Origin of the sequence: Paraburkholderia sp. BCC1885, assembly GCF_900996235.1 — a bacterium.
Classification (GTDB): domain Bacteria; phylum Pseudomonadota; class Gammaproteobacteria; order Burkholderiales; family Burkholderiaceae; genus Paraburkholderia.
Genome location: NZ_CAAJGM010000263.1, coordinates 213,551 through 235,114, shown reverse-complemented (window position 1 = coordinate 235,114; position 21,564 = coordinate 213,551). Strand labels below are relative to the sequence as shown.

Annotated in this window: 21 protein-coding genes; 11 read left to right on the top strand and 10 right to left on the bottom strand. The window is 61.8% G+C overall.

Features of this window, described 5'->3' with window-relative positions:
* Positions 1 to 96 precede the first annotated feature (96 nt).
* On the top strand, positions 97 to 1,017 hold the full coding sequence (locus FQ755_RS34565; RefSeq protein ID WP_144162141.1) for a LysR family transcriptional regulator: 921 nt from the start codon (positions 97 to 99) through the stop codon (positions 1,015 to 1,017).
* A gap of 53 nt (positions 1,018 to 1,070) precedes the next feature.
* Here FQ755_RS34565 and FQ755_RS34560 read toward each other — a convergent pair whose 3' ends face one another.
* On the bottom strand, positions 1,071 to 2,525 hold the full coding sequence (locus FQ755_RS34560; RefSeq protein ID WP_144162138.1) for an alkaline phosphatase family protein: 1,455 nt from the start codon (positions 2,523 to 2,525) through the stop codon (positions 1,071 to 1,073).
* A gap of 62 nt (positions 2,526 to 2,587) precedes the next feature.
* Positions 2,588 to 2,860 (bottom strand): hypothetical protein, encoded by a 273-nt coding sequence (locus FQ755_RS34555; RefSeq protein WP_144162135.1) that lies wholly within the window; start codon positions 2,858 to 2,860, stop codon positions 2,588 to 2,590.
* Positions 2,861 to 3,098: 238 nt separating this feature from the next.
* Here FQ755_RS34555 and FQ755_RS34550 point away from each other — a divergent pair, with 238 nt between their 5' ends.
* Positions 3,099 to 4,013: a CHAD domain-containing protein gene (locus tag FQ755_RS34550; protein ID WP_144162132.1), complete on the top strand. Its 915-nt coding sequence runs from the start codon at positions 3,099 to 3,101 to the stop codon at positions 4,011 to 4,013.
* Positions 4,014 to 4,045: 32 nt separating this feature from the next.
* Here the strand turns inward: FQ755_RS34550 and FQ755_RS34545 are convergent, their stop codons facing one another.
* Together FQ755_RS34545 and FQ755_RS34540 are read right to left on the bottom strand one after the other, a co-directional pair.
* Entirely contained in the window at positions 4,046 to 4,267 is a 222-nt protein-coding gene (locus FQ755_RS34545) for a hypothetical protein (protein WP_144162129.1), read from the bottom strand.
* Positions 4,268 to 4,561: 294 nt separating this feature from the next.
* Entirely contained in the window at positions 4,562 to 5,629 is a 1,068-nt protein-coding gene (locus tag FQ755_RS34540) for an alkene reductase (RefSeq protein WP_144162126.1), read from the bottom strand.
* A 101-nt stretch (positions 5,630 to 5,730) separates the two neighbouring features.
* Here FQ755_RS34540 and FQ755_RS34535 point away from each other — a divergent pair, with 101 nt between their 5' ends.
* From FQ755_RS34535 to FQ755_RS37720, 3 genes are all read left to right on the top strand, one after another.
* The gene (locus tag FQ755_RS34535) at positions 5,731 to 6,627 is read left to right on the top strand and encodes a LysR family transcriptional regulator (RefSeq protein WP_144162123.1); all 897 of its coding nucleotides are present in this window, start codon (positions 5,731 to 5,733) and stop codon (positions 6,625 to 6,627) included.
* 133 nt (positions 6,628 to 6,760) lie between these two features.
* A complete protein-coding gene (locus FQ755_RS34530) occupies positions 6,761 to 7,207 on the top strand; it encodes a hypothetical protein (protein ID WP_144162120.1) in 447 nt (148 codons plus the stop codon).
* A 276-nt stretch (positions 7,208 to 7,483) separates the two neighbouring features.
* On the top strand, positions 7,484 to 7,621 hold the full coding sequence (locus FQ755_RS37720) for an HHHH-motif protein (RefSeq protein WP_186308742.1): 138 nt from the start codon (positions 7,484 to 7,486) through the stop codon (positions 7,619 to 7,621).
* 70 nt (positions 7,622 to 7,691) lie between these two features.
* Here FQ755_RS37720 and FQ755_RS34525 read toward each other — a convergent pair whose 3' ends face one another.
* The 4 genes from FQ755_RS34525 to FQ755_RS34510 form a co-directional block, all read right to left on the bottom strand.
* Positions 7,692 to 8,492, bottom strand: coding sequence for a family 1 encapsulin nanocompartment shell protein (locus tag FQ755_RS34525; RefSeq protein WP_144162117.1), 801 nt, complete (start codon positions 8,490 to 8,492; stop codon positions 7,692 to 7,694).
* Positions 8,485 to 9,558, bottom strand: a complete 1,074-nt coding sequence (locus tag FQ755_RS34520; protein WP_144162114.1) for a Dyp-type peroxidase — start codon at positions 9,556 to 9,558, stop codon at positions 8,485 to 8,487. The genes FQ755_RS34525 and FQ755_RS34520 overlap by 8 nt, the downstream gene beginning before the upstream one ends.
* A 296-nt stretch (positions 9,559 to 9,854) precedes the next feature.
* Complete coding sequence (locus tag FQ755_RS34515) at positions 9,855 to 11,804, bottom strand: FUSC family protein (RefSeq protein ID WP_144162111.1); 1,950 nt, start codon at positions 11,802 to 11,804, stop codon at positions 9,855 to 9,857.
* Positions 11,805 to 11,945: 141 nt separating this feature from the next.
* A complete protein-coding gene (locus FQ755_RS34510) occupies positions 11,946 to 12,329 on the bottom strand; it encodes a hypothetical protein (RefSeq protein WP_144162108.1) in 384 nt (127 codons plus the stop codon).
* A gap of 318 nt (positions 12,330 to 12,647) precedes the next feature.
* On the opposite strand from FQ755_RS34510, the gene FQ755_RS34505 reads away from it, so the two are divergent.
* On the top strand, positions 12,648 to 13,796 hold the full coding sequence (locus tag FQ755_RS34505; RefSeq protein WP_144162105.1) for a porin: 1,149 nt from the start codon (positions 12,648 to 12,650) through the stop codon (positions 13,794 to 13,796).
* A gap of 391 nt (positions 13,797 to 14,187) precedes the next feature.
* On the opposite strand, the gene FQ755_RS34500 is transcribed toward FQ755_RS34505, so the two are convergent.
* Both FQ755_RS34500 and FQ755_RS34495 read right to left on the bottom strand, forming a co-directional pair.
* Positions 14,188 to 14,556: a BON domain-containing protein gene (locus FQ755_RS34500; protein ID WP_144162102.1), complete on the bottom strand. Its 369-nt coding sequence runs from the start codon at positions 14,554 to 14,556 to the stop codon at positions 14,188 to 14,190.
* Positions 14,557 to 14,897: 341 nt separating this feature from the next.
* The gene (locus tag FQ755_RS34495; RefSeq protein ID WP_144162099.1) at positions 14,898 to 15,689 is read right to left on the bottom strand and encodes a 2OG-Fe(II) oxygenase; all 792 of its coding nucleotides are present in this window, start codon (positions 15,687 to 15,689) and stop codon (positions 14,898 to 14,900) included.
* Positions 15,690 to 15,925: 236 nt separating this feature from the next.
* Between FQ755_RS34495 and FQ755_RS34490 the strand changes: the two genes are divergently transcribed.
* From FQ755_RS34490 to FQ755_RS34470, 5 genes are all read left to right on the top strand, one after another.
* Positions 15,926 to 16,768 (top strand): MaoC family dehydratase N-terminal domain-containing protein, encoded by an 843-nt coding sequence (locus tag FQ755_RS34490; RefSeq protein WP_144162096.1) that lies wholly within the window; start codon positions 15,926 to 15,928, stop codon positions 16,766 to 16,768.
* A 101-nt stretch (positions 16,769 to 16,869) separates the two neighbouring features.
* Positions 16,870 to 18,033, top strand: coding sequence for an acyl-CoA dehydrogenase family protein (locus FQ755_RS34485; RefSeq protein WP_144162093.1), 1,164 nt, complete (start codon positions 16,870 to 16,872; stop codon positions 18,031 to 18,033).
* A gap of 33 nt (positions 18,034 to 18,066) precedes the next feature.
* On the top strand, positions 18,067 to 19,245 hold the full coding sequence (locus tag FQ755_RS34480; RefSeq protein ID WP_144162090.1) for a CaiB/BaiF CoA transferase family protein: 1,179 nt from the start codon (positions 18,067 to 18,069) through the stop codon (positions 19,243 to 19,245).
* A 79-nt stretch (positions 19,246 to 19,324) separates the two neighbouring features.
* A complete protein-coding gene (locus FQ755_RS34475) occupies positions 19,325 to 20,704 on the top strand; it encodes an MmgE/PrpD family protein (protein ID WP_144162087.1) in 1,380 nt (459 codons plus the stop codon).
* Positions 20,701 to 21,507, top strand: coding sequence for an HpcH/HpaI aldolase/citrate lyase family protein (locus tag FQ755_RS34470; RefSeq protein WP_144162084.1), 807 nt, complete (start codon positions 20,701 to 20,703; stop codon positions 21,505 to 21,507). Before FQ755_RS34475 ends, FQ755_RS34470 begins: the two co-directional genes overlap by 4 nt.
* Positions 21,508 to 21,564: the final 57 nt, after the last annotated feature.

The window sequence follows — 21,564 nt, the reverse complement described above, 5'->3', positions numbered from 1 at the left end:
GCCAATAACTGGCAAGCAAGAGCAACTAAAGTCAAGTAATGTTGCTCTATGGGCAACGTCAGGGACTCTGCCCACGACCCGACGAGGACCGAACCGATGCGAGAGATCAACCAGCGCCGCTTGCGCTATTTCCACGAAGTGCTGTCGCACGGCTCGATCCGTGGCGCGGCGGACAAGCTGAATACGGCGGCCTCGGTGATTACGCGGCAGATTCGCCTGCTGGAACAGGAAATCGGCGCACCGCTGTTCGAGCGGCGCGCCCGTGGCGTCGCGCCGACCGAGGCGGCGCTGCATCTGGTCGAGTTCTGGCGCGGCTGCCAGGCGCAACAGGAGCAGCTCGAACAGCGGCTGCAGGCGTTGCAGGGACTGCAGCAGGGGCATGTCAGGCTGGCGATCAGCGAAGGCTATATCGACGGCCTGATGGATGAGGTGCTGACCGACTTTTGCTTGCAGTATCCGCGGCTCGATATCAGCGTCGAGACACTGCCGGTGGATGACGTGGTCGGCGAAGTGGTGGAAGGGCGCGCGCATATCGGCCTCGCTTACAACCCGCCGTCGCATCCGCATATCGAGTATCGCGCGACGTCGTCGCAGCCCGTCATGCTGCTCGTGCGTGCGGGTCATCCGCTGGCGGCGCGCGGCGGGCCGCTCGCGGTCGGCGACATGTTGCCGTATCCGCTCGCGCTGATGCCGCCGGCCTTTGGACTCGGACAGGCCGTGCAGATGCTGGCATTTGCCGAAAACATCCAGATCCGCCCGACCGTGCTCACCAACTCATTGGCGGTGCTCAAGCGGTTTGTCAGAAAGGGCGATGGCGCGACGCTGATCGGGCGCTTCGCGGCCATGAACGAGATCGCCTCCGGCGAGCTCGTCGCGCTGGAGATCGATCATCCCTTGTTCATGTCGGCGAAGGCGCGGGTGCTGGTCAGGGCAGGACGGCCGCTGGCCGCCGCCGCTGACGAACTGCTGCGCCGCATGGTGGGACGCATGTCGATGTTCAACGCCGCGGCGGCCTAAAAGGATTCAATCGGAACGCAATCGAACGCAAGCGCGGCCGCCCGGCGCTTTCTTCAGGCCTTCAGTTTCACTGCGGCCGCCTTGCGGCTGGCAAGCCATGCCTGGGTACGCGATTCGATGTAATTCGCGTAGTCGGCATTGGTCTTGAGGACCGGCATCTGATGATACGTGCCGCCGTGTGCGTCAGGCACGGGCAGGCGCGCGACCAGTTCCGCGTGGACCTCCTGCAGGTGCGACGGCAGTTCCGCCGCGGCTGCGCTGATGCCGGAAGATTTCGGCACTTTCACCGCAGCGATCGGATCGTCGCTGCGCGGCGTGGTGAGCGTAAGCACGTCGCCTACATCCGGCGCGGCGGCGTCGCGTGCCGTGAGGGCGGGCAGGCCCCAGCGCGTTTCGACCGTCTTCAGGATGGACGTGTGATCAAGCGGCATGGTGCCTTCGGGTACACGGAACACCGTGCCCGGCGCGATCAGCGGTGAAATCAGCACGGTGGGCACGCGCAAGCCGAAACGCGTGAAGTCGAAGCCGTATTCGCCCGCCGAATTGTCCGGCGGCACGGCGCCTGTCGGTGGCGCAACGTGGTCGTAGCAGCCGCCATGCTCGTCGTAGGTGACGATGAGCAACGTCTTGTTCCATTGCGCTGCGTTGCTGCGCAAGGCGTAATAAACGTCGTGAATCAACTGCTCGCCTAACGCGACATCGTAATTGGGATGCTGGCTGTTGCCGGTGGATTCCCAGCTCGGTTCGAGAAACGTGTAGGCCGGCAGCGTGCCGTTTTTGGCCGCGCTCTGGAAATCGGTGAACAGACCGAAGTGATCGTCGGACGCGTTGGTAGTGTCCGGGAAATTCATGCGCGTGAGCGGCTGCTGGGTGTATCCGTAGATCATCCAGCTCTGATTGTGCTGCGACATCAGGCCGAAGATGCTCGGTGAGGTGTACGTCCTGGTTTTGTCGTCCATGTGCCCCTGGCTCGTGCCCGCGCACACGAACGCGCGATTCGGCAGCGTTTCGGTGGGTACGGAACTGAACCACTGGTCGCACACCGCGTAACCGCGCGCGAGTCCTGACAGCACCGGCAGCATCGCAGGCGTATACATGCCCATGATGTCCGAGGCGACCGTGCCCGACAGCACCGACCAGCTCGGCTCCTTCGATTCCCAGCCCAGCGTGTACGCGTAGTCGCTCACGAAGCCCTGGTTGGTCGCGACCGGCGGCGTGGGCGCCTTGACCGTGCCGAACAGCTGCGAATTGGTTGCGCTATAGCCTTCGCCGGGATCGGCGCCGGGCTGAAAATACGCGTTGCTGTCGCTTGCCTTGATCTGGTAGACCTTCACGGCCTCGCCCTTCGAGGCAGGATTCGATTCGTTGCCGGTGAGTCCGTCGAAAGCCTGGCCGGAAGGCGACTGATTCTTTTGGTCCGCATAAAGAAAGCCGAGCATATGGTCGAACGACCGGTTCTCCAACATCAGGATGACGATATGTTCGATCGCAGCAAGCTGGTTAGCCATGGACACTCCCTCGTTGATCTCGTTGCGGTACTCGATGTGCATTGCGCGCGCATACCGCGCCCTCACGCATGCATGCGTTCCGAGGCTTCGACTGCGGCACTTGCTACAGGTTCGACACGACGTTCCTTACGTTTCGCGACGCCAAAGCGCCGCACGAGTTCATGGCCTTTGGAGGTGATGCGACAGGACGTCTGCCCCGATTCCGCGGCGACGACTTCGACCAGATGCGCATGTTGCAAAGGCAGCACGTCGGGGTCGGCCGGCGCGACGCGCTCGGGCGAGTGATAGAGCACGAAGAGCGTGGCTATCTCGTGGTGGCTGAGGAGATTTGTCATGGATGCGTCAGTCGCTGGTCAAACCGGAATCACGCGGGATTGCGAGGACGGGAGGAGCGGTTCTTACGATAGCTTCGACTTTAGCTGCGGATCGTGACAGTATCCTTATCGCCGCACTCGAATGTTTGACCGAACGCCCCACGTGACAGGCATGTTTTACTCATTGCATGCAGACAGCATTCGTTTAAAGTGACGACGCCAGACGGTTGTCGAAGGCGCATCTAATCGTGAGTCGATCATGAGTTCCCGTTCCGATTTAACTGAAGTGCCGCAGACACCCGCTTCGCCTTGCGGTGCGAACCAAACGCGCGGTGAACTGATTAGCTCTTCGATGACCGTGGCGGACGGCTTTGCGTTGCTTGCCCGATCGCTTGCGCAAGAGGCCGTCGAGCGCGTGCATAAACTCGATGCCGGCGCGGCGCCCGAGGACATGCATAAGCTGCGGGTGGCGCTGCGCCGTTTGCGCACGCTCTGGTGGGGATACGAACCGTTACTCGACAAGCAGGACGCGAAGCTGCAACGCCGCGAGTTCAAGTCGCTCGCCGATGCCGCCGGCCGCACACGCGACTGGGATGTGCTGCACGAACTGATCGCGGCCACCGACTCGTCGCATAAGCATGCGCAGACGTCGCTGCTGCAGTCCATCGACGAGCATCGCGCCGCCGCGCTGACGTTCAGCCTGAGGGCAATCGGCAATGCGGGCGTGGAACGGATACTCGACCAGGCGCAGGTGAACGCGCGTCAGCAACTCGACTTGCAAGGCATTGGCCAACCCATTGCGAGTTTCGCCGAAGAGCGCGTGCAGGTAGCAGAAAAGGCCCTGAAAAAGCGCGTCAAACGGGCGGTATCGGCGCACGATTCAAACTATGGCGCGCTTCACGAGGTGCGGATTGCGGGCAAGAAGCTGCGTTACCTGCTGCAGTTCTTTTCGCCGGTTCTGGAGCGTAATCACCAGGCGGTCATTGAACGGCTCACGATGGTGCAGGATGAACTGGGGGCGTTGAACGATCTGGTGACGAGCGAGGCGTTACTGCGCGAATATGCCTTTCAGTTGGGCGAGAGCAAGCGCGTGAAGCAGGCCATCGCGCATCTGCAAAGCGAAACGGCGCAGCACATGCACCATGTCCACGAGGTATTGCGCGCCGCGGGCTAGCAGAGGGGCGACCCGTTTGATAGCCGTTGCGGCTATGCGAATTCCGAGCGGTGCAGACCTGCGTCATGTTTCCAGTCTTTTGCGGCCTGTTCCCCGTGGGCGCGCGCCAATGCCTGCGAGGCGTACATGTCCTCGCTATAAGCCACCACTTTCTTGCCTGTGCCGTGCTCCCGCTCGGTTGTTAAAGCCCAGTGCCAGCCACCATCCTGTTCAAACACGTGCAGCGTCAAATCAGGCGAGCGCGGATGTGTCATGTGTGCCTCCGCAGTTAGGGGCCTGATGGCATGGGGCCTCAGACTCCGCTGAACTGAGCATAGGCGCATAAATGCTGCGTCGCAACATTAATTTTTAATGACGTGCTTCTAAATGGGGTTTTTTGTGAGCTCTGGGTAGTCGGCGGTCGAGGTTCATATATTAATTTCGGATAACGAAATAAAACGACTATATATGAACCTCATGCGATGACGTTCAATTGTTTCGACTAGCGGAACCGGACGACCGTTCGTCCGGCTGTTTTCAGTCTCGTGGGCAATTACAAGGAGCCCGGTTTATTGGGCTTGCTCCAGAGTGGGATAGTCGATATAGCCTTTGGCGCCAGGCGAATAAAAGGTGTCGCGGTCGGGCGCATTGAGCGCCGAGTGGGTCTGAAACCGGTGCGGCAGATCCGGATTGGCGAGATACAGGCTGCCGAATACGGCGGCATCGGCGGCCCCCTCGGCGATGAGCGCCTGTGCCGTGGCCTGATCGAGCCCGGCGCCGATGAGTAGCGGTCCATCGAACAAAGGCCGCAAAAGGGCGCGGTAGTCGAACGTACTTTTCGTGCGCGCGAGGTGCAGATAGGCCAGTTTGAGCGGAGAGATACGCTGGATCAGATATTGATAGGTATCCTTAGGAGTTGCATCGCTTGCGCTATTGAAACCCATTTCGGGTGCGATCTTGATGCCGACGCGGTCGCTACCCGCTTCTTCGGTCATGGCCGTCAACACCTCAAGCACGAAGCGCGTCCGGTTGGCGAGCGAGCCGCCATAACCATCCGTGCGCTGGTTGGTGCCGGACGAAAGGAACTGTTCCGGCAGATATCCGGATGCGGCATGCAGTTCGACGCCATCGAAACCCGCCTCCAGCGCGTGACGCGTAGCGAACCGGTATTCCTCGACGATGCCGGCAATTTCTGCGGTTTCCAGCGCGCGCGGTACGACGAAATCCTGCGGGCCGGCGGCGGTGTAGACCTTGCCGTCTGCGGCGATCGCGGATGGCGCGACGGGCGTTGCGTGATCCGGCAGCAGGTCCGGATGCGAGATGCGCCCCGTGTGCATCAATTGCAGGAAGATCAGGCCGCCCTTCGCATGCACGGCGGCGGTGATGCGCTTCCATGCTTCGACCTGTGCCGCGGAATGGATGCCTGGCGTGCGCACATAGCCCTTGCCCATCGGCGACGGAAACGTGCCTTCGGTCACGATCAGGCCGGCATTAGCACGCTGGGCGTAGTACTGCTCGGCGAGGGGCGACGGCACGCCGGTGGCGTCGTCGGCGCGCGAGCGGGTCATCGGCGCCATGACGAAGCGGTTGCGGAGTGTGTGGCGTCCGAGGCGCGTGGCTTCGTAGAGGGAGTTCATGTCGATTCCTTAAGTGGAGGTGTAAGGACAGGATGAACTGATCCATTTAAGAGATAAAGGCCTACAATTGAATTCAGTGATCCATCAGTGGAGCAATCGACGTGGAACTGTTGAGTTACATGCGCCTCTTTGTCGAAGTGGCGCGCACGCGGAATTTTCGTCGCGCCGCCGAGGCGCTGGACATGCCGAATTCGACGCTCTCGCGGCATATTGCAGAGTTGGAGAAGACGATCGGCTTGCGGCTGTTGCATCGCTCGACGCGCAAGGTTGAGCTGACCGAGGCGGGCGAAGTGTATTTCAGGCGTTGCCAAAGCATTGTCGAGGAAGCGCGAATCGCACATGAGTCGCTGCTGGATGTGGTCGAGCGCCCGAGCGGCACGCTACGCGTATCGATGCCGGTCGATCTCGCCACCGGCTACCTGAGCCCGATCCTCGCGGATTTCGCCAAGGCTTATCCGCTGATTGCCTTCGAATTCGATCTGACGCCGCGACGAATCGATCTGCAGTCCGAACCTTTTGATCTCGCCCTGCGCATAGGACTGCCGCCGACCGCGCCTTCGATGCTAGTGGCGCGGCAGATCGCATTGCTGTCGCGTTATCTGTATGCGTCACCCGGCTATTTGAAGAAGGCGCCGCCGCTCGATGCCCCAGACGATTTGCGTCATCACGTCCTGTGCATCGCGCAAGGGGCGCTGAAGCAGGGCGATGCGCTGCGGACGCTTTATCGTGGAGACGAGGCAGTCGAGGTCATGACGCCCACGCGCTTTGCGATGAACAGTGTCGGGCTGAGCCAGTCGCTGGCGGTGCATGACGTGGGCATCGCCGCGTTGGATACCGAGCTCGCGCGCGATGATGTTGCGGCGGGACGGTTGCTTAGGGTTCTGCCGGAGTGGAGTCTGTCGCCGGTTCAGGTGCATGCGATTACGGAAACGCGATTATTGCCGGCGCGGACGCGGTTGTTTATCGAGTTTCTGAAGGGGCGGTTAAGCGCGGTTTGACGAGGACATTTAGTGGGAGTGAGTGGTTTCAGTATTCCTGCCGGCGAGGTACGAATCGTGCTGATAAAGGGACGAGTTTAGGCTGCCTGGTATGCGCAGCTTCTTGCCCAATCTCTCATCAGGAGTTGTACTAATGAAATGTCCCACTGAGCGGGTTTTACGAATCGTGACGGCCGTGGTGGCGCTAAGCGCCTTCTCGCCAATAATGGCGCGCGCCGATGATGCGCCGTCGCCATGTGCTGCGCTGAAGCGCATCGTCGCGGCCGCGCCGGATGGTTTCACGGGCTTGAGTCCGGCGGAAGTGAGCGGTGTTGCCCAGCCTTACGGTGACGATGCGCAATGCAGCGCGAGCCATGACAGCTATCAGTGCCTGTGGACACCACATCATGATGCGGGGTCTAGCGCTGATGCTCTGCAGTCGGTTGCCGCGGATATCGCGTCGTGTTTGCCTGCGGCGACGCATGATCTGAATACGCCGGGTCGTCAGCATTTTTATATCGGCTCGCGCGGTCAGCGCACGCAGATCATGGCGACGACGGCGGGGGCGAGCAAGCTCAAGCTGGTGGTGTCTGGCAAGTGAGGCGTCAGCCCGGCTGTTTGTGGCGCTTCCGAAGCAGCGGGGTGGAAGCTCGCTGCTTCAATGGGTTGGTGTGGTTGTTGGGGGGTTATCCACAGATTTATGAACTGAAGCTGTGGAAAACTTTGTCTGGTGCGGTAACGCATAGACCCACTCCGGTAACACACCGTTACATTGCTTGCGATGCGTAATGTACCTGTTGTCCACCTGACACCGGGTGTACGCGTTAATACAGCAGCGGCCAAATGGTTGGCCGCAAGTTGATTAACGGAAGAAGTAATGAAAATCGTTGCAAAGATTCTGGCTGCCACAGCCGTCGCGTTTGTCGTCCTTGCCCCGGCGCTGGCCGAAGCGCATTCGCACAAGGTATGTCACTACGACCATCATCATCACCGCGTGTGCCGGTGGGTGCGTTAAAGCGTCACCCCGCAGGTGCAGAAGAGCCCGTGATGCCATCCGGCACACGGGCTCTTTTTCGATTCGCCCTTTACTCCGGCAAAACCGCCACCGAAGCCTCGCTCGTCAACATCAGAAACGTCAGCGTCTCCTGCAGATAAAGCCGCACCACCTGATCGGTATGGCTCAAATAGCCGATGGAAAGATCCTGGCCAATATGCAGGTCAAAATCCCCGCCGCGCGTGGAGAGCACACTGCCGCCGTCGATCGCTGGCGCCCAGATGATCTCGCCGTTGATGAGCCGCTTGATATGCTCGAGCACCGGATACCCCTGATCGCTGGCTTCGCTCAGAGCGGTATAAGCATCGGCCCCTAGCAACACCGAATACGGACCATCCACCCCAGCAAGGCGCAACTGTTCGAGCGCCTTCGCGATCACAGCCGGATAGTTGGCCACGTCAGCCGGCAAGCTCAGTTTGGGATTGGACGACCCCTCGCGAATCCCGACGATATTCGCAGCCTTATAGCCATCGAAAATGGCCCGGTCTTCCGCATAGGCCAGTTGCTGCGCGGCGTCTTTGGCCGGCTGCCAGTCCGAATCTTCCGCGCCGCGTTCCACATCGTCGATCGCTTCGCGCGTCAGTTCGAACGGCACACGCAATTCCACCAGCGCTTTCACTTCCCGTTGACGCGCGCTGATGCCGGCTAGCGGCGGCGCAATAGCCGACTGATGACCCGTGCCCACGGCAGACAAACTCGCGCCACCCGGGCCTTGCAGATCCACCACGCGGCGGCCCGCAACAGAGCGCTTGAAGGTCCGGGCGACTTCTTCCTCGATCTCCGACCAGGCGGCAGCGGAGATTGGGGCGAGTTCGCGGTGCAGGTTATTCATGTTGAGGTGCTCCTTTGAGAGAGCCGATGTTCAGCGAACCATCGCTGACGGATTCGGCAGACGGTAGGGATTCGGGGGCGGGGGGTGTATCCGCAACCGCAGCGGGATCGCGATCGGCCAGCGCTTCGAGCAGCGGCGCCGACGGCACGAAGAACAGACCACCGGTGACCGCGCGGCTATAGTCGAGCAGACGGTCGTAATTGCCCGGCGGCCGGCCCACGAACATGTTCTCCAGCATCTGTTCGATCGGCGCCGGCGAGCGCGCGTAGCCGATAAAGTAGGTGCCGAATTCGCCGAAGCCAGGCCGGCCGAACGGCATGTTGTCGCGCAGGATCTTGACCTCTTCGCCGTTGTCGTCGATCGTCGTGAGCGAACTGTGCGAGTTGGTGGGCTTCACCGCTTCGTCCAGTTCGATATCCGCGAGTTTGGTGCGGCCGATGATGCGCTCCTGCGTCTCCACCGACAGCCCATTCCAGCCCGTCATGTCATGCAGATACTTTTGCGTGAGCACGTAGCTGCCGCCGGCAAACTCCGGATCTTCCTCGCCAACCACGGTGAACACAACCGCCTCGCGACCAGTCGGATTCTCGGTGCCGTCGACGAAGCCGATCATGGCGCGCTGGTCGAAATTGCGAAAGCCATGGATTTCATCGACGGTGGTGACGGCGCCGCTCAATCGGCCCATCAGTTGCGTGGCCAGTTCGAAGCACAGGTCCATCTGATTGGCGCGAATGTGCAGCAGGATATCGCCGGGTGTCGCGACTGCGAGCCGTTCGCCGGAGCCGAATTCGCGGAACGCGTGCAGATTGGCCGGACGCGGCGCGCCGAACAGCGCGTCCCATGCATCCGAGCCGAAACCGCACACACAGGACAGTCCGCCGGCCGGTACGCGCTTGCCGACCGAGCGCACCAGTGCGGCGATATCGGCGCACCACGCGCGCACGGTTGCCCGGCTGGCGGGATCCGGGTTGATGGTCGCAACAATGAAGATGGCACTGGGCGTTACCTGCACGGACACGGCTTGCGGTTCGTGGGTGACAGCAGCAGGGATCGGAGTATCGGACATCGCTTCGGCCTTTCAGGGCTGGCAGGTCAGGGAGGGTGGCAATGGACGCCCGGCAACAGCATATCGCACCCGAGGCGTCATAAGACGTGAAGGGTAGCAGGGAGCGGGGATTAATGCGTGACAGATGCGACGGAGGCCGCCGCCAGGCCGGTTGTTAAGGCCGCCGCGGGCCTGAGACGAAACCCGCCGATTTCGCGCGGGGCTGTCTGGATGGATTGTCTGATGGGTGCGCGCGCAGGCCTCGCCGATTGCAAAACCGGCTGGCCTTCCGCGCGTCGAGTTGAATGCGGATTGAATTACGCGCTACGGGTTCTGAGCGCCCAGTTCAGGCGTTTCTGCATGCTGGCGTTCGGATGGGCGAGGCGTTCGGCGAGCTGAGCCACGGCGCCGTCCAGTTGCGCCAATGTCTGGGCCTGGTCTCGACGATAGGAAGCCGTTACCTTGGATGTATCGGCCGCGCTCGTTGGCAGCTGGCGGGTCATGGAGGAGGCCGCTGCTTCGTCATAGCGGGCGATCATTGTATCGAGTCGCGCGAGAATCGATGCAGCGTGAGCGGAGGCGGTGTCGGGGAGCGCGGCGTGACCGTCTGCCGGCGTTACCGCCGTGTCCCCACCGTTCTGACGGCTCAGCACCCGCGCCCAATGCAGACAACTGAGCAACGAACCGGTGGCGAGTTCGACGCCCGGATTCCACACGAACACCCGTTGCGTCTGCAACGGCCGTAAGGCGATCCGCAGGTCATGCCAGCTTCGATCCAGCGCGCGCATTGACGTGCCCGCCGCCGCGCCCGATGGATGTCGAGCATCCGTTTCCGTCGTCAGCCGCACTACTTGCCGGAGCGCCGCGAGCACGGCGGCGATCCGTGCTTCGACGTGGCGCGTGGCCGCAAGCGGCATCATCAGAATGGCGACGGCAAACGACACGACGCAGCCCACCAGCACTTCCTCGATGCGCAACTGCACGAGCGGCCCCATCGCAAAGCCCAGCTGACCATAGACGAGACCGACCAGCACCGTGATAAAAAACACGCCCGGGGCATACGCATTCAGGATGTAATAGGCCCAGCCGAAAACGCACACCAGCATGGCCGCGATCATCAGCAACGGCGCATCGTGCAGCGTGGTTGCCAGCACCATGCTGGCGAGCGCGCCCGCGAGTGTGCCGGCCAGCCGTTGCGCGCCGCGGTAGACGGTATCCGCCCGCGAGCGCGTGCCGAGGAACACCACGTAGGTCGTGATCACGGCCCAGAACCAGCGCTCCGGCGAGAGTGAATGGCCGATCACCATGGCGAGCAACGCTGCCGTGGTGGCGCGTGCCGCCGGTAACCAGGCGAGCCTCGTGCGGATGTCGGCGAGCCATGCGGCGGCGCTTTTCGTGATGTGTGCTGCGGGTAGTGTCGGCGAGGCGCTTTGCGGCTTCGCTGCCTGCTTGAGGCGTTCGATTGCACGGCGTAACGCTTCAGTACCGGTAACTTCAACGGACGCCGAGCCGAATGTCAGCTGGCCAGCCGCCACTTCCAGTTCGACGAGGCATTCACGCAGTGCGGCCGTATCAGGCGAGTTCAGCAGCGCGAGTTGTTCCTCGAGCGCGAGCGCGGCTTCGTTCAGCTCGGAGACGCGGGCCGCCGTGGCCACATCGTGCGTGCGCGCTTGGCGGGTGGCAGCCAGCACGCGCTCCGCTCGCAGCGTCACGGTATGAACCGCCAGCCGCAAAGTCCGCGCCGCCCGCACGGGGACAAGCACGCGCCCCACCAGCGCGATCGCCACGGGACCGAGCATCGACAAGGCAATGGCTTGCGCGGCCTCGACCGCCGTCGGGTGCAGATAAAGCCCGAGATAAAACGTGACGACGCCGATCATCGCGCAGCCAAGCGCACGCGGCCCACAGGCCTGGCATAGCATGCCGATAAACATGACGAGCAGAAAGCCGGCGTCGCCCGCGAGCGGATAGCGGCTCAACATGGCGGCCACGGCGAAATTCGCGCAGGCGCACAGATAAAGGTAGAACAGGGTGACGAACCACGCGGTGCGGCGTGCGTCGCGCACGAACAGCGGCGCGATCATGCTGAACAGAACACCGAGGGCGGCAAGGGTGATGGGCAGGTGATGACCGGCCGTCCATGCGACGCTGGCAATGCCGCTCAAAAGGCAGGCAAGCGTAACGCGCAAGGCAGTGTGGAGGCGCACGAGTCCCGGGTCCGCAACCAACAGGCGGCCGGCGACGCGTGAAAACGCGACAGCAATCATGATCGATGATATCCAGGCGAATAAGTCGAGACCGGCTTTTGGCCGACTGCGACAGGGCGGGCATGAAACCCGCCTGCTTCAGATCGCCGAGCTGGGTGGTGAGCCGGGATCACCGGCTCACCACCCGTTCGACGACGAACTTCATGACCCGCGCATGACCGCATCGGCCGCAGCGAAAGACACCTGCGGAGCGGCGGCATGTTCGGGTTTTCCCGAATCATACGTGGTCAAAATTCGCGTTGTCCAGTCGTGCAAATTAATTTCTCTATGCGTCGCGTATGGAATTTGAAAGGAATGGGCGACCACGGCGCCGGTTGTGGGACACGCAAGGCCGTTCGCAACGCCGCCTGAAAGCAGCCGAAACGCGAACTCGCGGGTGGCGGCCTTGAGGATTTCGCCTTCTACGCACAGCAAATCGCCGAACCGGAATTTCCTCGTTCCAGTCTTTTGTTTAATACGTTTTCCTAAGCAAATGACGGTGCCTGATTGCATGCCGGATTGAGTTTCCAAATCAAGTGATTTCATGCGCGAACGCGTCGGATAACTACGCGCGCCTGGTCCCAGAAATCACGCTTTCCACAACGGTGGCAAAGCGCAGAAATGACTGCATTCAAGGCCTTTTCGTAAGGTCAATCCTCAGTATTGCCTCTCTCCAGGTTGGCATTTCACAACGTTTTTTCGACTTGACGTCCACTCCCAATGGACGCCCCGGTGTCGGCGTGCAAGCATCCGTCCCGTTGTGTGTTTCCGAACCCGAAAACTGCCGACGAATGCGTCATCGAATGCTCAATAAAAGTTCGAAAAAAACGCATCGTTTGAAAATTCTAACGCTTGGAGATCTTGATGAAGAAGCAGCTCATTGCACTGGCCGTATCCGCAGCATTTGCCGCCCCCGTATTCGCGCAGAGCAGCGTCACGTTGTACGGCGTGGTCGACGAAGGCATTAACTACACCAGCAACGTCCACGGCGGCAAAGAGTTCGAAATGGTCAGCGGCTACGCGCAGGGTAGCCGTTGGGGTCTGAAGGGTTCGGAAGATCTGGGTGGCGGCATGAAGGCCATTTTCCAGCTGGAAAACGGTTTCAACGCCAACAGCGGCACGCTGGCCGAAGGTGGCCGTCTGTTCGGCCGTCAGGCCTATGTGGGTATTGCGGACAACACGTATGGCACGGTCACGCTTGGCCGCCAGTACGATTCGGTGGTCGACTACTTTGCGCAAACCACTGCGAACGGCAACTGGGCCGGTTACCTGTTTGCCCACCCATACGATAACGACAACACCGACAACTCGTTCCGTCTGGACAATGCGATCAAATACGCCAGCCCGAGCTTTGGCGGCTTCCAGTTCGGCGGCGCGTATGCGTTCAGCAACGACACGAATTTCGCCAACGACCGCGCTTATAGCTTGGGTGGCCAGTACACCAATGGCGGCCTGCTGGTAGCGGCGGCGTATATGCAAGCCGACAATCCGGGCGTGACGACAGGCGGCGCGATCACTACCAATGACGCGAGCTTTATCGCCGAACGCATGCGCGTGTGGGGCGCCGGCGCCAACTACACATTCGGTCCGGCGACCGTGGGCCTGTCGTACAGCAACTCGAACTACAAGAACCCGACGGCAAATGGCTACATCAGCACGACCGCGCCTCTCGTGACGGGTTCGACGCTGAATGCGCTGAAGTTCCAGAACATCGAACTGAACGGCAAGTATCAGATCACGCCGACGTTCTACGTGGGCGCGGAATACGTCTACACGATTGAAAACTTCGAATCGTCGGCAGGCAACCTGAAGCCGAAGATTCAAACGGCCGGCCTGATGGCTGATTACAACCTCTCGAAACGCACCGACGTCTACATCCAGGGCGTGTACCAGAACGTCTCCGGCGACAAGACCCACTCGGTGCTGGACGATGGTTTCGTGCTCGGTACCGACGCACCGTCGTCGAGCTCAAGCCAGACCGTAGTCCGGATTGCCCTGCGCCACCAGTTCTGATTTTTTGCGCGACCACGCGGCATCACGTGACGGGGGGCGTGTGACGTGATGTCTTATTGGCTCATCGTGTATCGCGAGATACCTGATGAGCTTTTTTTTATGCTTTCTCGTTAGCGAGCGATACGCCGGCTAGAGGGCTAGACGATCGACGCTCACGGAGAAGATCATTTGTTAGTTAAGCAAATTAATGTAAAAAAAGATGATTGTTGGAGAGGGCGTCTTATCGGCCTCTAGGCGTGGTGAGTCCTGGTGTACCTGCCGGAGCCGTCATATATCCGCGTCAAACGGGGAATGTAAGCGCGGAATCTAAGCGCGGCAGGTCCGGCGCAGCGCGCATTGCACGGGCGTGCGATGCGACGGGCGCCGGTATTCGGCTAGACGCGTGTGCCGCTTAGCCGCCCTGTTCCTGCAACGTGAGCTTGCTGGTCACCGAAGTAACGCCTTGAACCTTCGCGGCCGCAGCCGTTGCAATCTTTTCCTGATCTTCAGTTTCGATGAATCCGGCCAATGTCACCTGGCCCGTCGCTGCTTTGCCGAAAACCACGATGTCCGCGGTTTGCAAGCCTTTGGTCTTATAAAGGGTTTGCTTGACCCGCTTCGAGAGAGCCCGGTTTGCGGCGCGTGCGTCTTTTTTGCTGGTGGGGGCTTGAGAAGTCGTCGCGGCGTCGGTGTCCGCACCGGATGCAGCCGTTTGTGCGTAAGCGGCGGTCGACAGCAGGGCCGTGATCGCGATACCGGCAAGCCATTTTCTCGAGTTCATAGTTTCACCTGTTGATTGTTAAGTAGAACAAGGTTGTTTACGCCAGGACTGTCTGAAAGGCACTAGGTTTCTACATGCAGAACATGGAGGCGGCCTGGTAGTGAAGTATTTGTATGGAGATGGCGGGTTTCACCACCGTCCGGATTTTCACGCACCAGAATAATGGGTCGCCCCGCGGAGCGCCATAAAACTCATGGCTCAAAACTCGATCACATCGCATAAAGGATGCATACGTTGGTATACATTGCATTTCGGTTTTGTGCCGAGTTTTTTTGCGCCACTCTCCGGGCGGGTCCGTGCGAGAAATCGCCGCTGCGGCCTTCCGCCAGACACACGCTCATTCACAATGCATCATGAAAAATGATGCCGAGCGTATGCCGCTGTCCCGAGCGCAGGCGGCTTACACCGTGACGTAAATTGACGCGATAGCTGCCGCGTGCGCCCTGTACAGGCCGGTGATGAACTGCGAACACCGCGGCGTCGCCCTGGTTTAGCGGCACCACCTCGGCACGTGACTGCATGCGTGGCCTTTGCTCGGTCATCACGAACTCGCCGCCGGTGAAGTCCTTTTCCGGCTCCGACAGCAGAACCACGATCTGCAACGGGAACACATGCTCGCCATAGAGATCCTGGTGCAGACAGTTGTAGTCATCCTGGACGTATTGCAGCATTAGCGGCGTGGGCCGGAACTGGCCGGCGTCGTGACAACGCCGGATGAATTCGGCGTGCTGGGCGGGATAGCGCACGTCGATGCGCATGATCTCGTTCCACCGGTTCGCGATTGGCACGAGATGCGGATAGATGGATGCGCGCAATGCATCGACCGGATCCGGCAGCGGATAGCTGAAGTACTTGTATTCGCCGCGGCCAAAGCCGTGGCGCGCCATCACGACGCGGCTGCGATACAACTCGTCGCGGGCATACAGCGCAGCAAGCGCGCCGCATTCCTGTGGTGACAGCAGATTGCGCAGTATCGCGCTGCCGTGCTGATCCAGATCGTGCTCGACGTCGCGCCAATCGACGGCGTCGACGCGCTGCGTCAGGTTCGCGTCCGTGACAGGCGCTCCAAGGGAAGCGCCTTTTGCATCCGCGAGGTGCGGGCGGCTGGAAAGTGGCTTTAGTAAGGTATTCATGCTCGGCTCCGAAATCTGCTTCAATAGATCAGGTGCAGTGTAAGAAAGCGCACGGCGCCAGACATCCCGGGTCTTGCTCTCCCATTCGACGGAACTCCGCCCTGGCCTTCCAGTCTGGAAGGTGTCAGGCCGCCGTCTTAACCAAAGCCAAACGCCCGGTTCAGAAATGCGAACTTCGCGGGACGTCCCGCAAGGTTCATAGTTAGACCCTATTAAGCCAATCCGGAGACCCGCGCATGTCTGCCTTAGCCGAGAATCTCGACGCCTGGCTCGAAAAGCAGGCCGTTGCCAAAGACGACATCACGGCGTTTCCGTTGCAGGCAATGGCGGCCACGCTGGATCGGATCGAAACGGGCAATAGCGTGCCGCCGCTGTGGCACTGGCTGTACTTTCTACCCGTTTCGCCGCTGGCTGAGGCAGGACCGGATGGCCATCCCCGGCGCGGAGATTTTCTGCCGCCGGTGCCGTTGCCGCGCCGCATGTGGGCCGGCGGGCGTCTCACGTTTCATGAGCCGCTGAAGGTGGGCGAGCGTGCGGTGCGCACTTCGACGATAGTGAATATCGAAGACAAAACCGGCCGTTCAGGCCGTCTCGTGTTTGTCACCGTGCAGCACAGCATTGAAGTGGCCGGTGAGGTGAAGATCGAGGAAGAGCACGACATCGTCTATCGTGATGCGCCGCATCCCGATGCCCCCCCGCCGAAGGCGGCGCCCGCGCCGGAAGGCGAAGCGTGGCGGCGCACCCTCCATGCCGACCCCGTCTTGCTGTTCCGCTATTCGGCGCTCACTTTCAACGCCCATCGCATTCACTACGACTATCCCTACGTGACCGGGGTGGAGGGCTATCCCGACCTGATCGTGCATGGCCCGCTGATCGCGACGCTGCTGGTAGACCTGGTACGCCGCGAACGGCCCGACGCCGCGCTGCAGAGCTTCGCGTTCAAGGCCTTGCGTCCTACCTTCGCCAACCGGCCCCTCACGGTGTGCGGCAAGCCGTCTGACGATGGCAAGACCATCGACCTGTGGGCCAAAGACCACGAAGGTTTTCTGACCATGCGCGCCACGGCTGCACTGGCCTGAAACCGGCAATGGCCTGAAGCCGGATAGCCGTCTGACGGAACCGTCGCCCTTCACCGCTCATTTCTAACCCCATTCCAAGCTCATCTTCCAAGCCGATTTCCATGCAAACGACGCAACAGGATTCTTTCCAGGACATTCGTGAAGCCGTCCGCGATCTATGCGAGCAGTTTTCCGGCGAATACTTTCGCAAGATTGATGAAGCGCGCGGCTATCCCGAAGCCTTCGTCGACGCGCTGACCAAAGCCGGCTGGCTCGCCGCGCTGATCCCGCAGGAGTACGGCGGCTCGGGGTTGGGTCTGACCGAAGCATCGGTCATCATGGAGGAAATCAACCGTGCGGGCGGAAATTCCGGTGCCTGCCACGGGCAGATGTACAACATGGGCACGCTGTTGCGCCACGGTTCCGCCGAGCAGAAGCGCAGGTATCTGCCGAAGATCGCCAGCGGCGAGTTGCGGCTGCAGTCGATGGGCGTGACCGAGCCCACCACCGGCACAGACACAACGAAGATCAAGACCACCGCCGAGCGGCGCGGCGACCGTTACGTGATCAATGGCCAGAAGGTGTGGATTTCACGCGTGCAGCATTCGGATCTGATGATCCTGCTGGCGCGAACCACGCCGCTTGCTGACGTGAAAAAGAAGTCGGAGGGCATGTCGATTTTCATCGTCGATCTGCGTGAGGCGATTGGTCACGGCCTGACCGTGCAGCCCATCCTGAATATGGTCAATCACGAGACCAACGAACTGTTCTTCGACAACCTCGAAATCCCCGCGGAAAATCTGATCGGCGAGCAGGGGCAGGGCTTCAGGTACATCCTCGACGGCTTGAACGCCGAGCGCACGCTGATCGCCGCGGAGTGCATCGGCGACGGTTACTGGTTTGTCGACAAGGTGTCCGCGTATGTGAAAGAACGCGTCGTGTTCGGCCGCCCCATTGGGCAGAACCAGGGCGTGCAGTTTCCGATTGCACGTTCCTTTATCAACGTCGAAGCCGCCAGCCTGATGCGTTTCGAAGCCGCGCGCCGCTTCGACGCGCATGAGCCGTGTGGCGCGCAGGCGAACATGGCGAAGCTGCTGGCCGCCGATGCGTCGTGGGAAGCGGCCAATGCCTGCCTGCAATTCCATGGCGGTTTTGGTTTTGCCTGCGAGTACGACGTAGAGCGCAAATTCCGCGAAACGCGCCTGTACCAGGTGGCGCCCATCTCGACGAACCTGATTCTGTCGTATGTGGCCGAGCATATTCTCGGCTTGCCGCGTTCGTTCTGAGTTGTTCTGCTTGTGAAGGCGAAGGAAGCATCAATGAGACCTCTCGACGGTATCAAGGTCGTCACACTCGAACACGCCATTGCGGCGCCGTTCTGTACGCGTCAACTTGCGGATCTCGGTGCGCGGGTGATCAAGGTGGAGCGTCCAGGCGTCGGTGATTTCGCGCGCGGCTACGATGAGCGCGTGCATGGCCTGTCGTCGCATTTCGTCTGGACCAACCGCTCGAAGGAGAGTCTCGCGCTCGATCTGAAGCAGCCGGAGGCCACAAAGATTCTCGAGGCGCTGGTCGCGGATGCCGACGTGCTGGTGCAGAACCTTGCGCCTGGCGCGGCGGACCGCCTCGGTCTGAGCTATGAGAAGTTGAGCGAGAAATATCCGCAACTGATTGTTTGCGACATTTCCGGTTATGGCGCGGACGGCCCGTATCGCGACAAGAAAGCCTACGACCTGTTGATTCAAAGCGAATCCGGTTTTTTGTCCATTACGGGTTCGCCCGGCGAGCCGGCCAAGGCGGGTTGCTCGATCGCGGATATCGCGGCGGGAATGTACGCGTATTCGAACATCCTGAGCGCGCTGCTGTTGCGGCCGCGCACCGGGCGTGGCTGCCGGATCGACGTGTCGATGCTCGAGAGCATGGTCGAATGGATGGGGTATCCGCTTTACTATGCGATCGACGGCCAGGCGCCGCCGGCACTTTCCGGCGCCGCGCACGCGACGATCTACCCTTACGGTCCGTTCCCCGCAGGGGACGGCAAGACGATCATGCTGGGCCTGCAAAACGAGCGCGAATGGAAATTGTTTTGCGATCAGGTGCTCGTGCAACCCGAACTCGCCACGGACCCGCGCTTTGCGTCGAACTCGAAACGAACGTCGGCACGCGACGCACTGCGCGCCGTGATCGTCGAAGCGTTTGCACCGTTGACGGCGACCCAGGTGATCGAGCGGCTCGAGGCGGCCGGCATCGCCAACGCGCAAATGAATACGCTCAACGACGTGTGGGTGCATCCGCAACTGGCGGCGCGTGAGCGGTGGCAGGAGGTGGGCACGCCGGCCGGGAGGATCCCAGCCTTGTTGCCGCCGGGTCTGCCGGCGAACTTCGAGCCGCGTATGGATCCGGTGCCGGCGCTTGGCGAGCATACCGAGGCCATCCTGCGCGAACTTGGTTACGACGGTGCGCAGATCGAAGCGTTGCGCGCCGCCGGCGCGATCTGAATTTGTCCGTGTTGCTGCTGTGCCCGCTGCGTGGCATTGGCGGCAACCTTCTACGAACCCTACGCGAGCCGATTCCATCATGACCGATCACCCAAGCCTCACGCTGGCGACCTTCGCCGCGCAACTGAAGTTCGACGCCATCCCGGCAGCGGTTGTCGAACGCACCGTCAATCTGTATGTGGACTGGCTGGGTTCGGCGCTGGCCGGCAAAGGCGCACGTCCGGTGGAGACGATTGCGCAGTTTGCGCGTCAGGCGGGTGGCGACGCGTCGGACGCGCCTTGCGAAATCCTGATCGACCGCAGCCGCGCGACGCCTTATTTCGCCGCAATGGTGAACGGCGCCGCGTCGCACTTCGCCGAGCAGGACGACGTACACAACGGTTCGGTGTTCCATCCGGCCACGGTGGTGTTCCCGGTGGCGCTGGCGTTGGCGCAAGCCCGTGGCGCGTCGGGCCGCGAGTTCATCGCGGCGGCGGTGGCGGGTTATGAGGTGGGCATCCGCATCGGCGAATTTCTCGGCCGCTCGCACTACAAGGTGTTCCACACCACCGGCACCGCTGGCACCGTGGCCGCTACGGCCACCGCCGGGCGGCTGCTCGGCCTCACACCCACGCAGATGCTGGACGCGTTCGGCTCGGCGGGCACCCAGGCGAGCGGTCTGTGGGAATTCCTGCGTGACGCTGCGGATTCGAAGCAACTGCACACCGCCATGGCCGCCGCGAATGGTCTGATGTCCGCTCAACTCGCCAGCGCAGGCTTCAAGGGCGCGACCCATATCCTCGAAGGTGCCCAGGGCATGGCGGCGGGCATGTCGAGCGACGCCGACCCCGCGCGTCTGGTCCACCGGCTAGGCAGCCGTTGGGCGATTGCCGAGACTTCGTTCAAGTACCACGCGGCGTGCCGCCATACGCATCCGGCGGCGGACGCGTTGCTGGCCGTGATCCAGCAGCACCATCTTGCGCCGCAGGACATCGCGAAAGTGACGGCCCACGTGCATCAGGGCGCCATCGACGTATTGGGCGCCGTCGTGACACCGCGCACCGTGCATCAGGCGAAATTCAACATGGGTACCGTGCTCGGGCTGGTCGCGCATCACGGCTATGCGGGGGTTACCGAGTTCGAGCAGGGCTTTGACGCCGCCGCGATTGCCGCCTTCCGCGACAAGGTGGAGATGGCCTTCGACACCGAAGTGGACAGCGCCTACCCGGCCCGCTGGATCGGCAAGGTCACCGTCCTGACCCGCGACGGCCGCACGCTGCACGGCCGCGTCGACGAGCCGAAGGGCGATCCGGGCAACACGCTGTCGCGCGATGAAATCGAAACCAAGTTTCAGCGGCTCGCGGCATTTTCCGGCGCGGCTTCGCAGGAAGATGCCTCCCGCCTGCTGGGGAGCGCCTGGCAGATTGCCTCGCAAGCGCGCGTCGAATCCGTGTTCGATGCGGCCGAGGTCACCGCATGACTGCCGCGCTGCCCCGTTCCTACCTGTTCGTGCCGGGCAACCGGCCGGAGCGCTTCGAGAAAGCACGTGCGGCGGGCGCGGATGCGGTCATCCTCGATCTTGAGGACGCGGTGCAGCCCGACGAAAAGCCGACCGCGCGCGCCTCCATCCTGGCAGCGGCGGACGCAGCTCGCCCGGCGTGGGTACGGATCAACAGTTCCGAGACCGAGTGGTTTGCCGACGACATCGCCGCGCTGGCGGGCCATCCCGGCGTCGCGGGCATCGTGTTGCCGAAGGCGGAGACGCCGGAGCATGTCGCCGCCGTGCTGGCGCACGCGCATACCGCGCTCGGCGTGTTGCCGATCGTCGAGACGGCGCGCGGCTTTGCCGGTCTGACGGCGTTGTGCGCCGCGCCGCGCGTGAGCCGCATCGTGTTCGGGACGCTCGATTTCCAGATTGATCTCGGCATCGACGGCGATGGCGAGGAATTGCACCAGTTTCGCTCGCAGATCGTGCTGGCGTCGCGGCTGGCGGGTATCGGCGCGCCGGTCGACGGCGTCTCGACCACCATCACCGACGCGGCGGCGATCGAAGCCGACGCGCGGCGCGGACGCCGTTTTGGCTTTGGCGGCAAGCTGTGCATCCATCCGAAGCAGATCGACGCAGTACACCGCGCTTACGCGTGGAGTGCCGCCGAGCAGGCTTGGGCCGCGCGCGTGCTGGAGGCGGTGGACGCGAGCCGGGGTGCCGCGGTGGCCGTCGACGGCAAGATGGTGGATTTGCCCGTGATCCTGAAGGCACGGCGGATCGTGGAGCAGAGTTAACGCCAGCAAAACACCGGCTTCCAATAATGCCAATTCCCACGCCGCGCGGGCTGCTGC